Below are 15,938 nucleotides of genomic sequence, written 5' to 3'. Positions count from 1 at the left end.
TTTTTCCTCAAGCCTCGCCCAGGCGCACTTGTGGCGCCTGCGGACCAACCGTCCAGGTGATGCGGCGGTAGGCGGTACCGCCGATGTCTTGGCCGACCAGCGCGATGCGCAATTCGTCCAGCGTTTGCAGCGCCCAATCGGCGTTTTTCGCGCCGACATGGGTGTGTTTGAACAGCGACGGAAACATGTTGCCGCCGCCGAACAGGTAGGCCTCGCACAAGTGCGCGCTGATGCCGCGGCCACGCAGCAGCGCGAACATCGCCGCCATGGCCGGTTCGGCATGGCGGGTGTCGGCATCGTTCACATCCACCGTCGGGGTGCCCGAGTGCACGATGTGGCACATCGCCGCCACGGTGCGCCGGGGGTCGGTGAGAATGATGGCCACGCACGAGCCCAGCAACGTATCGAGCCGGTCACCCCGGCACGCAAGCACCACATCACCGGGGTGCAACACATGCACCGTCGCTGGCACCGCCCACGCATTGACGGGGGGGCTTTCGCCCTTGATGGCCATGTCAGGCCACCGGTTTGCGAAAGGCGCCTGGGATCACCGTTTGCAGAGGCGTGTTGCACGCTACCCGGCCCTCGGCCGTGCCAATGAAAAAAAGCCCCCCCGGGCGCAGCTGGGTCAGTACCCGGTCAACCACCTCGCCCTTGGTTTTGACGTCGAAGTAGATCAACACATTGCGCAAGAACACCACGTCGAAGGGCCCCAGGCCTTGGATCTCCTGGCACAGGTTGAGCTGACCGAAGCGCACGCGTTCGCGTAACTTGCTCTGTATTTGAACCATGCCCTCCGACTCGGCATCGCCACGCAGGCAGTAGCGTTTGAGTCGCTCAGGCGAGACGTTGCGCAGCCGGTCCTGCGGATAGATGGCCTCGGTGGCGCTGCGCAGTACGCGGTCACTGATGTCGGTGCCCAGAATGCTCCACTCGTTGCCGATGCGCCCTTGGGTCTGCATGTCGGCCAGCAGCATGGCTGTGCTGAAGGCCTCGTCGCCAAAAGAGGCGGCCGCACTCCACACCGCCAGCGTGCGCGGCCGGGTTCGGTTGATCTCCTCTTCCAGCAGGTCGTAGTGCGCCGGCTCGCGGAAGAAGTAGGTCTCGTTGGTGGTCAACAAGTCCACCGCCATCTGGAACTCACCAGCGTCGGTTTGGCCAGCGATCAGCGCGAAGTAATCTTCGAAGCCGTCCATGCCCAACCTTTGGATGCGCGGCGCCAGCCGGGACGAGATCAGCGGTTTTTTGCTGTCGCTGAACGACAGCCCGATGGCGTCGTACATCAGCGTGGCGATCTTGCGGTAGGTGTCGTCGCGCAGGGCTTCCATCTCATGGGCTTTCGTTGCCGGGCGCCCCGATGGCGCAACCGTTGGTCGGGTTCAAGCTGCGACCGAGTCTTGCGAGGCTTCGCAAAGTTGTGCCATCTCGGTGACGTCGAAGGCCTTGTCGGGTTCCAGGATGATGACGAAGCGGTTGCCCACCTTGCCCATGCCCTGGATGAAGTCGCGGCGCACCGCACTGCCGAAGTTGGGCGGCGGCTCGATCTGATCACGGGCGATGTCGATGACTTCGCTGACCGCGTCGACCAGCAGCCCGAGTTCTACCCGCTCGCCCTCTCGCAGGGCATCGAATATCACGATGCAAGTCTTCTTGTCGACGGTGGCTCGAGGCCGACCGAAGCGCGACTGCAGGTCGATGACCGGTACCACCGCACCTCGCAGGTTGATGACCCCTCGCACGAAGTCCGGCATCAGCGGTACCGCGGTCATCGGCCCGTATTGGATGATCTCGCGCACGGTTCGGATGTCCATCGCGAACACCTCCTCGCCGAGTGCGAAGGTCAAGTACTGGGCCGGTGCTTCGGCTGCCGCGGCACTCGCTGCGGCGACACTCTGGTGGTTTGCCATGGTGCTTGCCTCAATAGGGACGGAAGTTGCCGTTGGTGCCGGTAGCGGCGACCCTGGAGGCCGATGTGCTCGCTTTGACTGTCGAGCGCATCGGCGAGTTGCTGGTGCGCCGATCTGAGGCCGAGGCCACGGCTTGCTTGCCATTGCGCACCGGCTCGGCGCCGCCCAGGTTGAAGAAGGCCACCGATTGCTGCAATTGCTCGGCCTGGCCCGACAACTCTTCGGAGGTCGCTGCCAGTTCTTCGGATGCCGACGCGTTCTGCTGCGTGGCCTTGCTCAACTGGCTCATCGCGCCGCCGATCTGTGTCACCGATTGACTTTGCTCGCTTGAGGCTGCGGCAATCTCTTGCACCAACTCAGAGGTTTTCTGGATTGAGGGCACGATCTCGTCGAGCAGCTTGCCTGCGCGCTCGGCAGTGCTCACGCTGTTGCCTGCCAGGTCACCAATTTCCTTGGCGGCTTCTTGGCTGCGCTCGGCCAGTTTGCGCACTTCGGCGGCAACGACCGCGAAGCCCTTGCCATGCTCACCGGCACGAGCCGCTTCGATGGCGGCGTTGAGCGCCAGCAGGTTGGTCTGGTAGGCGATGTCGTCGACGATTGAGATCTTCTGCGCGATCTGCTTCATCGCGGTGACCGTCTGCGTCACGGCCGATCCGCCATCGGCGGCTTCCTTGCTGGCCTTCGTGGCCATGCCGTTGGTGACCTTGGCGTTGTCACTGTTCTGTGAAATCGAGGCCGACATCAGGTCGATCGATGCGGTGGTCTCTTCGACCGACGATGCCTGCTCGCTGGCCGATTGCGACAGGCTTTGCGCGGTGGCACTGACCTGGCTGGCGGCGCCAGTCAGTGCGTCGGCCGCGGCGCGTACTTCTTCAATGATGCTGGCGAGCTTCTCGCAGGTCATGTTGGCGTCGTCCTTAACCTGTCCGAAGGTGCCGTCGGCCTCACGGGTGATGCGCTGGCCGAGGTCGCCGCAGGCCAGTCCGGCGAACACCCGACCGACATCCTCGATGATCGCGGCGAGCTTGTCGGTCGTGGCGTTGGCGTCGTCCTTGACCTGACCGAAGGTGCCGGCATAGTCGCTGGTGATGCGCTGCGTCAAATCGCCAGCTGACAATGCGCCGAATACCCGGCCGACATCGGAGAAGATCACGCCGGTGGTTTCCATCAGCGAGTTGACGCCGGAGCACAGCGACTGGATCGGGCCGGACTTGCCTTCCATCGGGATGCGCTGCGACAGGTCGCCGTTGCGGGCGGCCGAGGTCACCTGCTGGGCCTGCTCAACCGCCTGCTTGAGCAAGTTCGCGGCCTTGACTTGATCGGTCACGTCGGTGGCGATCTTGACGACCTTGAAGACACGTCCCATTTCGTCCTTGATGGGGGCATACACCGCCTGGATCCAGATTTCCTCACCGCCCTTGGTGATGCGTTTGAACACCTCGTTCTGCGCCTTGCCATCGTTCAGGTCGCGCCAGAACTGCGCGTAGGCCGACCCGGCGGCCTGCTGCGATTCGACGAACATGCGGTGATGCTTGCCGACGACCTCGTCCTGCCGGTAGCCAAGGGTCTTGAGAAAGTTGTCGTTGGCCTTCACGACGGTGCCGTCAAGCTTGAACTCGATGTAGGCGTACGACGTGTCGATGGCGGCCAGGATGCCTTGCGCGTTCTGGCGCTCGATTTCAGCCTCGGTGATGTCGTAACGCACGCCAAGGTACTTCATCGGCTTGCCGTTTTCACCCAGGATCGGCGCCACCACTGCATCCACGTAGTAGGGCGTGCCATCCTTGGCGCGGTTCTTGATGACGCCGCGAAAAATCTCACCGCGCCCAATGGTCGACCAAAGTTGCTTGAACGTTTCCTTGGGCATGTCCGGGTGGCGCGTGGTGTTGTGTGGCTGCCCGATCAACTCCTGGCGGCTGTACTTCGACACCTCGACGAATTTGTCGTTGACTGTGACGATGTCGCCCTTTTTGTCGGCCTCCGAGACGATGCTGGTGACGTTCATGATGTCGGTGCGCACCTTCAGCTCGGATTCAACCTCGTCGAGCCTCGACTTGAGCTGGGCCAGCGTGGCCTCGGTGTCGCTGCGAGCTGACTCCAGTTTTTTCATCTCGGCCGTGGCGTGTTCCACGGCGTCATTGGCTTTCTGAAGTTCGGCGCGGGCAAAAAGGCGTGCGAGCCAGGAAGAATTGGTGGCGGTCATGAGGTTTGTCCTTGCGAAGTGGTTGCGGCGCAGTGCGGTGCGGGTGGGGAGGGCGGGGCATGGCCCGGGACGGCGGCGGCCTGTTCCGCCAGACTGCACAGGGAATTGACATCAAAAATGAGTGCGACCTCACCGCTGCCAAGGATCGACGAGCCCGACATGCCCCGCAGGCTGCGGAACATCCGGCCGAGCGGTTTGATCACGGTCTGGTGTTGGCCGAGCAGCACGTCGACCATCACGCCGTAGCTTTTCGAGCCGGACTTGATGACGACCACGCTGACGCGTTCGGGCTCGGCTGAATCCAGGCCGTAGAGCGCGCGCAAGTCGAGCACCGGCAGTGCCCGGCCACGCAGTTCGACGACGCGGCGACCAAATCCATCAGGTGCACTGATGGCCGAGCGCGCCTCGATCACTTCAACCACCGACTCAAGCGGGAAAATGAATTTCGACGCACCCACACCGACCAGGAAGCCGTCGATGATGGCCAGCGTCAGCGGCAAGCGAATCTCGATGCGGGAGCCTTCGCCCGGGTCGCTGTAGACCGTGACGGTGCCGCGCAAGGCTTCGATGTTGCGCCGGACCACGTCCATGCCAACGCCGCGGCCGCTCAGGTTGGTGACTTTCTCAGCGGTCGAGAAGCCTGCCTCGAAGATGAGCTTCAAGATGTCGGCGTCGGGCGGTGTGACGCCGTTCTCGACCAGGCCGCGCTCCCAGGCTCGTGCCAGCACGCGCTCGCGGTTGATGCCGCGGCCATCGTCGATGATGCGGATCAGGATGCTGCCAGACTCGTGGCACGCTGACAGCGTTAACTTACCTTGCGCCGTTTTGCCATTGGCCAAGCGCTCGGCGGGAAGCTCCAGACCGTGGTCGAGCGCGTTGCGCACCAGGTGCATCAGCGGGTCGGCAATGCGTTCGACCACGGATTTGTCGAGTTCGGTTTCGCCGCCCAGGATTTCGAACTGAACGTCTTTGCCCAGCTCGGCTGCAGTGTCGCGCACCACGCGCCGAAAGCGCGCAAAGGTTTCACCGATCGGCACCATGCGCAGTTGCAGCGTGCCATTGCGGATGTCTTCGATGAGTCGACTGATCTGTGCGTTGGCTTCGATCAGCGAACTTTGGCGCGTCTGCCTGGCCAGCAGGGCGGCACCGGCGCCAGCGATGACGAGCTCACCCAGCAAGTTGATCACCAAATCGAGCCGATCGGCCTGCACGCGGATGAAGTGCGTATCGTCGCCGGGCGGCGCCGCGTTTGTGTTGCCACCATCGCGCCCGCGCTGTTGCGCCTGTTTGCTCAGGGCCGCATTCACGACCAGCGGGCTGAGCCCGGCGTCTTGCTGCAAGATTTCGCCGAGCGGCGGTGCGCTGCCTGCGGTCGCCGCAGCGCCAACTTGCAGTGCCAGGCCGTGGGCCAATTGTGTACGGCTGATGGCGCCCACGGCCACCAGGATGTCGCCCAACCGGGGGAAGTCCGGCATCGAGTCGATCAGCGCCAGGAAGTTGGCCACGCCAGCGCCCGGTTCGATCAGCTGAAGCACGATGTCATCGCGCACGAAACTGAAGGCGGCATCAATCTGGTCACGCGGCGCGCTGGTCTCGAAGCCGAACTCGAAGCCGAGGTGGCAGGTTTCCGGGTCGATGGCGTCCAGCGTCGGCACGGCCTCGGTGTCGCAAGCCAGTGCTGCGATTCGGCCCATGCCGCCCAGGTAATTGATGATCGACAACGGGTCCATGCCGTTGCGGAAGGTGTCGGGCCCGAAGCGCACCGAGACGTGCCAGCGTTCGCTGTTGGTGGTGAGACCGGTCGCGGTGGTCGCAGGGGTTGCGAGTGTCGCATCGACGCCGGCCTCTGCGGAGACGGGGTCCGGGGCCCCATGCTGCGATGCGGCGTGGAGCCGTTGCACCAGCAGGCGGCTCGTTTCGGCGGCTTCCGATGTCGTGGCGCTGCCGTCACTGGCGGCGTTGACCAGCTCGTGAATTTGGTCGTTGCACTGGAGCAGCAACGTGCTCAGCTCAGGCGTCAGCACGATTTTGGCTTCGCGGAGCAGGTCAAGCAGGCTTTCGACATGGTGGGTGAATCCGACCACGTCGTTCAAGCCGAAGATGCCAGCCGATCCCTTGACGGTGTGCGCGCAGCGGAACAGCGCGTCGAGAAGTTCGCGGTCATCTGGCGCGTCTTCCAGTTGCAGTAGCAGTTGCTCAATGCCGACCACCTGTTCCAGGGCCTCGCTGATGAAGGCGGGCAACACGTCGGCGATGAAGTCCTTGTCACTGTCAGTCATGTTCGGCTCCGGTGAGCACCAGTGCGCCGACGCCGAGCGCCGTGCAGGCATTGCGCAGTGTTTGGCTAGGGGCGGCCAGTTGCAGCGTGAGTCCGCGTTCGTGAAGCGTGCGTTGCAGCGCCAGAAGCAGTTGCACGCCGGCGCCATCTACCGTGTCGACGCCAGAGGCATCGAAGGGCGGCAACTCGGCGGTGCTGGTCAGCCCGCTGGATTCGCTGGCCAGCCAGGCCAACCACTGCGCCCGCGTCTCAGTGGCCGTGAAGATGCTCAACTCGGCGGGCAGCGGAGGCGGGGAGGGAGGTGCATTGGCCATGAGGGCTCCTTGAACTCTGCGCCGAACGTTTGTTCGGCGGGGGCTGGGCGCCCTGTTGGCTTTCAATTCTGAACCCGCCAGCCCAGCGTTAAAGCCGAATATGGTGGCACTTCGAAGTGCTGATCGGACGCCATCAAGGCAAGATCAGCTTGGACACAGCGTTGAGCATCTGCGCCGGGTTGAACGGCTTCATGATCCAGGCCTTGGCGCCAGCGGCGCGGCCCTTGTCCTTGGCGGCATCTTGCCCCTCGGTGGTGAGCATCACGATCGGCGTGAACTTGTAGGCCGGGTTCTGCTTGACCGTGGTCACGAACTCGATGCCGCCCATGACGGGCATGTTCACGTCCGAGATCATCAGGTGGATTTTCTTGCCCGCCGACTTCTCAAGCTTGTTGAGGGCGTCCTGGCCGTCGCAGGCTTCGATGACTTCGTAACCTGCGCCGGTCAGGGCAATGTTCACCACCGCACGAAGGCTGGCGGAATCGTCGACGATCAATATGGTCTTTGCCATGGGGGCCTCACCTGTTCAGTTCAAAAGAATTCAATTTCTTCGGCGGCCTGCGCATCCGTGGCGGCAGAGCCATTGGTCGACGCACTGGCACACCTGCCCGCACGCTGGTCATTCATGGTGTACTGACCCTCCAGGTCTGCCAGCCATTGCTGCGGCGTGGGCATGGGTTCCTCCCCCGACTGCAGCGTGCGTTGAAGTCGCACCAGATCGCTGTCAATCACCGAAATGATCTGGCTGACCCGGTCCTGGAACTGCAGGTTGATCAGCAGGTTTTCGGTCTGGGCCCGGATGTCGTTGCCTTGGGCGAGCATCGTTTCGGCGTTTTCACCGAGCGCGCGGACATGGGTGAGCACGTCTTGCACCACGCGGCTCGACAGGTCGATCGCCGCTTGGTCATCTTCGGTGGCCTGCTCGGCGGCCCCTACGGTAGCTTTCATCATCGATTCAACCTGCGCCATGCGCTGGGTGATGCGCTTGCCCGTTTCGGCCGAGTTGTGCGACAGGGCGCGTATTTCCTTGGCGATGACAGCGAAGCCGCGCCCACTTTCACCGGCGCGTGCGGCCTCGATCGCGGCATTGATGGCCAGGATGTTGGTGTGGGCCGCGATCAGGCCAACTTCGGTCGCCATTTCCTGCAACTCCTTGGTGGCAGTCACCAGGCTGTTGACACTGTTGACCAGCGTGGCCTTGCCATCGAGTATGTGCGACATGGCCGACACCACCGGACGCAGTTGGCGCTCGCACAAGGTCAGCAGGCTGATCGTTGCACGCTTGGCCTCGGTATCTCCTGCGCCGATGAAGCCCGCTGCCTTGAACTGCTTGTTGATGGACGAGAAGCTCAGCACGAGCTGCGTCACGGCTTCTTCGGTCTGACCCTTGACTGCGCCAACATGGTGCAGCCACACTGGAAGCACGCTCTCCAGCAGCGGCTTCAATTCGCTGTCGGCGGACTGATCGGCGCACGCGGCGGTTTCTGCCGCGTCTTGCGGCTGAGCGGCTGCAGCGCCGCGCCACCAAGCCCAGGCACTGCACACGGTCACACCGGCGAACGCGGTGATCTCGAGCGCGCCGGTGCCGCTGAACAGCGGCAGCGCGGCGCAGGCGGTGGACAACAACAGCACCGCACGCTGAAGCCAGGGGGCAGCGAGTGCCGCACTGGTCAGCGAGGTGATTTCCCCTGTTGATGATTTAATCATGGCAGTTCAGCCCCTCAAATCGAAACTTGCGAGACCTGCGCGTGGGTTAGCGCAGGCCATGGCGACTCAATCCAGATCGCGGCCATAAACGCCGTTGACCCGCTGGACGATCCGCGCCAGCAACGGTTCCAACTTAACCACAATGCAGCGCGCTTGCTCCAAGTCGCTGCCGTTCTTGAACGCCTGAAGTGCCTGGAAAAGCCGGGCCATGCCCAGTGCGCCGACCGTTCCTGCCGAAGACTTGGCTCGGTGCCCCAGCTCGCCCAGTGTCGCGAGGTCTTTGCGCGCCAAGGCATCGTTGATCTCTGAAAGAGTTGTCGGCATGGTCTTGATGAACATGAGAGAAAACTTTCGCACTTTGTCCAGGTTGCCGCCCACGCTGCCAAAGAGAATCGACAGGTCGATCTCCTCGGGATCGCCGACCAGGTAGGCAGGCGGGATGGACGCTGGCGCGGCGGGTGGGGGCGGTGTCGGGTCTGCTTCGGCCTGGGGTGACGCAGCCTCTTGCGCGGGCGCCGGGGCGCCCTGCGGTGTCAGCCATCGAGCCACCATGGTATAGAGCCTGTCAGGTACCAGCGGCTTGGTGATGAAGTCATCCATGCCGGCCTCGATGCACTTGTGCCGGTCCTCGTCGCGGGCATTGGCCGTCATCGCGATCACCCGGGTTGCGGCCAGTTCCGCCGTGGCGCGAATCTGCCGCGTCGCTTTCAGGCCGTCCATCACCGGCATCTGCATGTCCATCAGAACGCAGTCGAAGCTGCGCTGGTGCATCAGGTCAAGTGCCTCCTGGCCGTCGTTGGCCACGCTCATTCGGGCGCCTCGGGCTTCCAGCAATTCGCTGGCAATCTGTCGGTTGAACGGGTTATCGTCGACCACCAGAATGTGGCTGCCGCAAATGCGCTCGAGCTCGGCTGGCGACACAGGGGCAGGCGTCTTGTCTGTCACCTCATCGGACCAGCCCAATTGGGCCGTGAACCAGAACAGGCTGCCCTTTCCAGGCTGGCTTTCCACGCCGACCTCACCACCCATCAACTCAGCCAACTGCTTGCAGATCGCCAGGCCCAGCCCAGTACCGCCGTACTTGCGTGTGATCGAAGAATCGGCCTGCTGGAACGACTGGAACAAGGGGGCCATTTCGGCTTCGCTCATGCCGATGCCAGCGTCTTGCACCTCGAAGCGCAGCAGCCTTCCAGTGGGCGCGCGCTTCAGGCTGATGACGCGCACGGTGATATCGCCGACAGGCGAGAACTTGATGGCATTGCTGACGTAGTTGATCAGCATCTGGCGCAACCGCAAGGCGTCGCCGAGCATCGGGCGCGACAAGCCCGGGGCGATCTCGAAGCTGAGCCGCAGGCCTTTCTTCTGCGCGCTGTCGGCCTGCAGGGTGGCAACGCTGGTGAATACCTCGTCCAGCGTGAGATCGGCCTGATCAAGCTCAAGCATGCCCGCTTCGATTTTCGAGAAATCGAGGATGTCGTTGATGATGCCCAGCAGGTGCTGCCCAGACTGGTTGATTTTTTCCAGATAGTCGCGCTGCCGCGGGCTCGGGTCGGCCTGTAGCGCCAGATAAGCCATGCCGAGAACGGCGTTCATCGGCGTGCGGATCTCGTGGCTCATGTTTGACAGGAAGTCGCTCTTGGCCTGGCTGGCAGCCTCGGCCAGTTGCCGCGCCTGGTCCAGCTCGCTTGTGCGCACCAGGATGCGCGATTCGAGGCTCGCGTTCAAGTCGGCCAATGACTGCACGGCGCGCCGTCGATCAGTCACGTCGCGAAAGCTGTGCAACCGCCCGCTCAGCTTCCCATTGGTGTGCAGCGCCGTGGCGAAGTGCTCGAAGAAGCTCCCGTCCTTGAGCGCGATGGTGGCGTACTCCCCGCCACCGACCAAAGGCGAGCCGTCTCCCCCTTCGCGCGCAAGGACATGATCGTCGTCTGCCTGTGCATGCATGAATGCAAAAAACTGCGCCTCATCGGTCTTGGTGCACAGTGCTGGAGGCACCTTCCACATGCGCGCGAAGCGCTGGTTCATGACGGTGATTTTTCCAGTCAGATCAGTCACCAGCAGGCCCTCGGCGGTGGCTTCAAGGGTGGCCTCGAGCAGCGCGCTTGAGCGGGCCAGGTCAAGGTGGGTCTTGACTCGTGCCAGCACCACCGCGGAGCTGATGGGTTTGACGATGAAATCCACCGCACCCAGTTCGAGGCCGTAGGCTTCGTCTAAGGGTTCGTTGTTGGCGGTGACAAAAATCACCGGGATGGCGCTGGTGGCCGAATCTGCCTTGAGTTGACGGCAGACTTCGTGGCCGTCAACTTCCGGCATCACCACGTCCAGCAGAACGAGGTCGGGCGGGTTGTCTCGACACATGGCCAGCGCCTGATTGCCGCCGGTGGCCATGAGCACGCGGTAGTGTGTCTCCAGGACCCGGTACAACACCATGATGTTGGCAGGGTGGTCGTCCACCACCAGCAGGGTGAACCTCTTCGAAGGGGACGGCGGACTCATTGAATCGGGTCGCGGCTGCTCCGACTCGCAGTGGTTCGCAAGTTGCATGACACTCAACGCAGCTTTGACAGCGCTTCCGACAGGGCCTGCTTGTTGACCGGCTTGGAGATGGTTGCCAAGATTTTCAGGCGGTGAAATTTCCCCATCAGGGACGCCGAATTCAGGGTGCGAGAGTCCATGCCCGAGACCAGTATCACGCCGCCCGCGTACTTGCGTTCGGCCAGTGCCTCCATGAACTCAAAGCCATCGGAGTCTGGCATGCAGAGGTCGCACAGCACCACTTCGGGTTTGACCGCAGATTGGTCGAACACCTGGGCGCCAGAGATGCCGCTGTTGGCGGTCTTGATATCGGACAGACCCAGCTCAGACAACATGTCGCCGACAAAGTCGAGCATGAAATCGTCGTCATCCACCAGGAGGGCGCTGGTGGGTGGGCTGGACACAGGGGCAGGAGTTGGTGCAGAGCTTTTCATGGTCGGCGTTCCGAGTTGGCAATGGTGCTTGTACGGGTTGCCGTAAAACTGCTCGGCTGTTTGGTTATCGACAGCCAAGCACTGAAATTTAGGCGCTTACTTTGCAACCGCCGCAGTCAAGGCCTCGCACAAAGCCAGTGCACGCTTGAAGTCGAGCATGGCCATGGCGTCAGCCAGGGGTTGCAGGGCGGTTTCCAGCCGTGGTGCGTGGTTTTGCTGCAGCTGCTCGAAGACGTTGATGGCCCGCATGTCGGCGCTGCGCAGCAGGTCCGTCAGTTCGCGCACCGCCTTGCGCAGGTCTTCGGCGCTGCTGATGGTCGGGTTGACGGGGGCATGGGTCGTCTCCTGCAAGGCTTCGGACAGCCGCGTGATCGCTGGCAGGGCCGTGGCTGCGGCGCTGCGCAGGGCGTCGGCCAGCGCAGCGTGCTCGTTGGGTGCCTCGGGCCTCAGCAACGCCCTCTCGGCCTCGGCCGCCACGCTGGCCAGCCGCGTCAGGCCGAGTGTGGCGGCCAGGCCCTTGATGGTGTGCATGAGGTGGCTGGACTCCACACGCTCTTGCTGGTGCAACAGCGTGTCGAATTGCTCGGGCCAGGCTGCCAGGTCTTTCGCGACCGACCCCAGCAGGCGTTGATACGCGCCGAGGTTGCCCCCCATGCGTTGCAGCGCAGCGGCCAGATCGATGCCGTTACGCGAAGCCTCGGCCAGCAGTTCGTCCGACAGGTCCGTGGCCGCCATGGCTCGGGCCCCCATGGGTGTGCCGACACGGCGGGTCCAGCGTTGCAGGGTGCTCACCAGGTGGTTCAGGTCGAAGGGCTTGCCCACATGGTCGTTCATCCCGGCGGTCAGGCAAGCCTCTCGGTCAGACGCCATGGCGTTGGCGGTCATCGCGATGATGGGCAGGTCGGTCCGCCGCAGATCCTGGCGAATGCAGCCGGCGGCGGTGTAGCCGTCCATCACCGGCATCTGCAAATCCATCAGCACGGCGTCGAATGGCGGGTTGGCTGCGGCCACGGCGGCCACGCCGAGTTCGCCGTTGTCGGCCAGGGTGACGCTGGCGCCTTCGTCCTCCAGCAGTTCTTGCGCGACCTGCTGGTTGTTCAGGTTGTCCTCGACCACCAGCAGGCGCATGCCTGCCAGGCGCAGCGTCTTGGTTGCCATCGGTTGGATCACAAGCTCGGGGTGGGTCAGCGCGATGCGCGCATCGGCCACGGCGTCGTACAGCATCGTGGCCGTCACCGGCTTGACCAGGTAGCCGCTCAGCTGGGCCTGCTCCTGCGCACTGCGCTGGGCCAGCATGTCGCGGCCGTGGGCGCTGACCATGACAATCAGCGCGCTCTGGGCGACACCCGGCATCTGGCGCAGGCGCTGGCTGGTTTCCCAGCCGTCCAGGCCTGGCATCTGCCAGTCTACGAACACCGCCTGGTAGGCGCCCCTGGCCGCCGCGCGCTCCTCGACCAGCGCGATGGCATGGGTGCCGCTGGCCGCCACATCGGCCTGCCAGCCCAGCGAGCTCACCATGTCGGACAACAACTCCCGCGCGCAGGCGTTGTCGTCGATGATCAGGGTCTGAAGCGCGGTCATGTCAGGGGTCGGCCGTGCCTGCGGTTCATCGGCCGCCACCTCGGCCAGTGGCAAGCGCAGCTGGAAGTGAAAGGTGCTGCCCTGGCCGAGCACGCTGTCCAGGCGCAGCTCGCCGCCCATCATGCTCACCAGGCGCTGGCAGATGGCCAGCCCCAGGCCGGTGCCGCCGAAGCGCCTCGTGGTGGAGGCCTCGGCCTGCGAGAAACCCGTGAAGATGTGGGCCTGGTGCTCGGGGGCGATGCCGATGCCGCTGTCGCGCACCGCCACGCCGAGCAGCACGTCGTGCTCGGTGAGCTCGAGCGCGCGCAGGCGCAGCACGACCTGGCCAGCGCTGGTGAACTTGATGGCGTTGCCGCCCAGGTTGATGAGCACCTGCTGCAAACGCATGTCATCGCCCAGCAGGCCGCGCGGCAGGGCCGGGTCGATGTCGTAGAGCACTTCGATGTTCTTGGTGCCGACGTTGGACGACAGGATCACCGAGAGGTCGCGCAGCAGCCGGTCAGGGCGGAACGGGCGGGGGTCGAGCGTCATCTTGCCGGCGTCGATCTTCGAAAAGTCGAGGATGTCGTTGAGCAGTCCGAGCAGCGAATGCGCCGCGCCTTCGGTCTTGCTGGTGTAGTCGAGCTGGCGCGCATTGAGCGTCGTGTTTTGCAGAAGCTTGAGCATGCCCAAAATGGCGTTCATCGGCGTGCGGATCTCATGGCTCATGTTGGCCAGGAATTGGCTCTTGGAGCGTGAGGCCGCCTCGGCCGCCTCAGTGGCCTTGACGAGCGCTGTGATATCAACCCGAAAGCCGACAATGTGGCCGTCAGGCGTGCGGCGCTCGACGATGCGCAGCGTGCGGCCATCCGACAAATGTTGAATCACCGTGGAATTGGCGCCCTGGTGCGCCGCAACGCGCTCAGCGACCCATTCTTCAACCCGGCCAACGGCAGCGGTGTAGTCGCCGCGCTGAGCGCCGGCGCGCACGATGTCTTCGAAGCGCGCACCGGGAACCATCAAGTGGGCTACACCGCGGTAAAGCTGGCGGTACTTGTGGTTGCAAAGCACCAGCCGGTCGTCCGGGTCGTAAAGCACGAAGGCCTCGTCGATGGCTTCGATCGAGCCGCGCAGCACGGCCTGTGCGCGCCCAGCCTCGGACTCCAGAGCGCGGCGCGCCGTGATGTCGGTGGCGATCTCCATGAATCCGAGCAGCGCGCCGCGATCATCGCGCGTGGGTTGCACTTCGGTATCGACCCAAAAATCCCGACCGTCCTTCGCGCAGTTGAGCACTTCGACGCGGCACGCCGAACCAGCCGCCGCGGCATCACGCAAAATCTTGATCGTGGCCGGGTCAGCCTTGTCGCTGCCGAGCAGCGCACCTGGGGTGTGGCCTTCGGCCTCGGCCAGCGTGTAGCCGGTGATCCGCGTGAAACCTTCGTTCACCCAGGTGATGCGCAGCGCAGCGTCGGTGATGATGACGGCGTTAGAGGTGTACTGCGCCACGCGCGCCAGGCGGTCAAGGTCAGCGGTCATGCGCCGCGCCTGGTTTTGTGCTCGCACGCGACCCACCGCCAGCAACCACACGGTGAGCGCCATCAGCAAGCTTGCCAGCGCCCCTACCACAGCGATGACGGCAACGTTGGAACGGTCGATCGCGTCATCGAACGCTGGTGTGGTTCGGATGCGCAGCGCGAGCGTGCGCCCGCCCACCTTGAAGGTGCGCAAGGAATCGAACTGGCGGACGGCAAAGTCAGCGGCCGTCAACGTGCCGTGGGCGCCGACTTTGTGGAGGTGGTCGTCGAGGTCGAACAACAGTTGGCGGGATTGCGTCGCGTCGTCGTCGAAGAGTTCGAAGTCGAGGCTTCGGTCGGCCGCCTCGGTCACGCCGTGCATCAGCTCGGCGACAACGATGGGGGTGTAGAGCAGGCCGACCAGCGTGTTTTGGCGCTGCTGCGGCGTGGTGGTGTCGGCGCCGCGCTGGAAGACCGGCATTAACAGAAGGAGGCCCGGGCCTTGGTTGCCGTCCTGCACGAGCGTGATGCGGCCTGTGAGGGCAGGCTCGCCACTGCTGATGGCTCGTTCTGCCGCCTCGCGCCGCACGGCTTCCTGGCCGATGTCGAAGCCCCAGGCGGCGCGGTTGTTGGCCAGAGGCTCGATGTGCTTGATGATGTACAGGTCGGGTGCGTTGCCACTGCTGCGCACGGCGAAATCGGGTGCGCCGTGCGCGCGCATTTCGGTGGTGAAGGTGTCGAGATCGCCACGCATGACGCGCTGGATGAAACCGAAGCCGTGCGTGCCGGGAAATTCGGTCGCCAGGGAGCGCTCCTCGACGTAAGCGCGAAACCCTTTGGCGTCGATTACCACGCCGCCCACGTACATGGCGCGCGCACCGTTCATGCCAAACAGCGGCTGCACGAAGCGACGCTTGATCTCGGCCTCAATGCGCTCGGCGCCGCGCTCGAATTTGGTGCGCGCCGCGTCGCCCAAAGCGTGCTGTTGCCAGACAACGGCGAAGGCCGTTGCCGCCAGGCCCAACAGCTGCGCGGCAGCTGTCATCGCCACGGCCAAGCGCACACCGCCACCGCCGGTGCTGCGTGCAAGCTGGGGTGCCGCTGCCAAAAGCGGGCGCCTGGCGGCGACCATGCAGCGCCAATAAACTGTGGGGCTGGCCAACAGCACGAGCAGTGAGGTACCCAGCAGAGGGCTGATGGAGGCCGCGTCATCCAGGCCGAGCAGGGGCAGGCCCAGCGCAATGATGGCCGAGGTCAGCGCCACAATGGCGATGACCTCGGCGAGCAGTCGGATGGGATTGAGGTTGGGTTTCATGTCGATTGCCGACGTGAGTTCGATACCCGACCGGAGCATCGCGGGCGCCTGCCTCCCTGAGTCAGGCCGCTCAGATGCGCTCGTGCAGGGTTTGCAGCCGCACCCAGTATGGAAGCCGGGCGCCGGACATGAAGCGCCGAGCTGGACTTGGTTCGCCCCCCATCTTGGCGC

Annotated in this window: 11 protein-coding genes and 1 pseudogene; all 12 read right to left on the bottom strand. The window is 64.0% G+C overall.

The annotated features are described in order from the left end of the window. Positions 1-7: 7 nt before the first annotated feature. Positions 8-514 carry a chemotaxis protein CheD gene (locus PSV38_RS19355; protein WP_300550418.1) on the bottom strand — a complete coding sequence of 169 codons (507 nt, stop codon included), beginning with the start codon at positions 512-514 and terminating at the stop codon, positions 8-10. 1 nt (position 515) lies between these two features. Further along, positions 516-1,328, bottom strand: coding sequence for a protein-glutamate O-methyltransferase CheR (locus PSV38_RS19350; protein WP_300550416.1), 813 nt, complete (start codon positions 1,326-1,328; stop codon positions 516-518). Between the two features lie 51 nt (positions 1,329-1,379). Continuing rightward, entirely contained in the window at positions 1,380-1,907 is a 528-nt protein-coding gene (locus PSV38_RS19345; protein ID WP_300550414.1) for a chemotaxis protein CheW, read from the bottom strand. A gap of 10 nt (positions 1,908-1,917) precedes the next feature. Continuing rightward, a complete protein-coding gene (locus tag PSV38_RS20485) occupies positions 1,918-3,174 on the bottom strand; it encodes a methyl-accepting chemotaxis protein (RefSeq protein WP_366526674.1) in 1,257 nt (418 codons plus the stop codon). 45 nt (positions 3,175-3,219) lie between these two features. Next, positions 3,220-3,912, bottom strand: a pseudogene (locus PSV38_RS20480) (PAS domain-containing protein); the annotation flags it as partial. 194 nt (positions 3,913-4,106) lie between these two features. After that, on the bottom strand, positions 4,107-6,389 hold the full coding sequence (locus PSV38_RS19335; protein WP_300550410.1) for a chemotaxis protein CheA: 2,283 nt from the start codon (positions 6,387-6,389) through the stop codon (positions 4,107-4,109). Beyond that, the gene (locus PSV38_RS19330) at positions 6,382-6,702 is read right to left on the bottom strand and encodes an STAS domain-containing protein (protein WP_300550409.1); all 321 of its coding nucleotides are present in this window, start codon (positions 6,700-6,702) and stop codon (positions 6,382-6,384) included. Before PSV38_RS19330 ends, PSV38_RS19335 begins: the two co-directional genes overlap by 8 nt. 133 nt (positions 6,703-6,835) lie before the next feature. Next, positions 6,836-7,213 (bottom strand): response regulator, encoded by a 378-nt coding sequence (locus PSV38_RS19325; protein ID WP_300550407.1) that lies wholly within the window; start codon positions 7,211-7,213, stop codon positions 6,836-6,838. 20 nt (positions 7,214-7,233) lie between these two features. Next, positions 7,234-8,409: a methyl-accepting chemotaxis protein gene (locus tag PSV38_RS19320; protein WP_300550405.1), complete on the bottom strand. Its 1,176-nt coding sequence runs from the start codon at positions 8,407-8,409 to the stop codon at positions 7,234-7,236. A gap of 66 nt (positions 8,410-8,475) precedes the next feature. Continuing rightward, a complete protein-coding gene (locus PSV38_RS19315; protein WP_300550404.1) occupies positions 8,476-10,905 on the bottom strand; it encodes a response regulator in 2,430 nt (809 codons plus the stop codon). A gap of 53 nt (positions 10,906-10,958) precedes the next feature. Then, entirely contained in the window at positions 10,959-11,378 is a 420-nt protein-coding gene (locus tag PSV38_RS19310) for a response regulator (RefSeq protein WP_300550402.1), read from the bottom strand. A gap of 96 nt (positions 11,379-11,474) precedes the next feature. After that, entirely contained in the window at positions 11,475-15,767 is a 4,293-nt protein-coding gene (locus PSV38_RS19305; RefSeq protein WP_300550399.1) for a CHASE domain-containing protein, read from the bottom strand. Positions 15,768-15,938 lie beyond the last annotated feature (171 nt).

Origin of the sequence: Aquabacterium sp. (assembly GCF_029946005.1) — a bacterium.
In the GTDB taxonomy this organism is placed as follows: domain Bacteria; phylum Pseudomonadota; class Gammaproteobacteria; order Burkholderiales; family Burkholderiaceae_C; genus Aquabacterium.
Note: the sequence above shows the minus strand (reverse complement) of the source record. Positions and strands in the feature narration are given on the sequence as shown.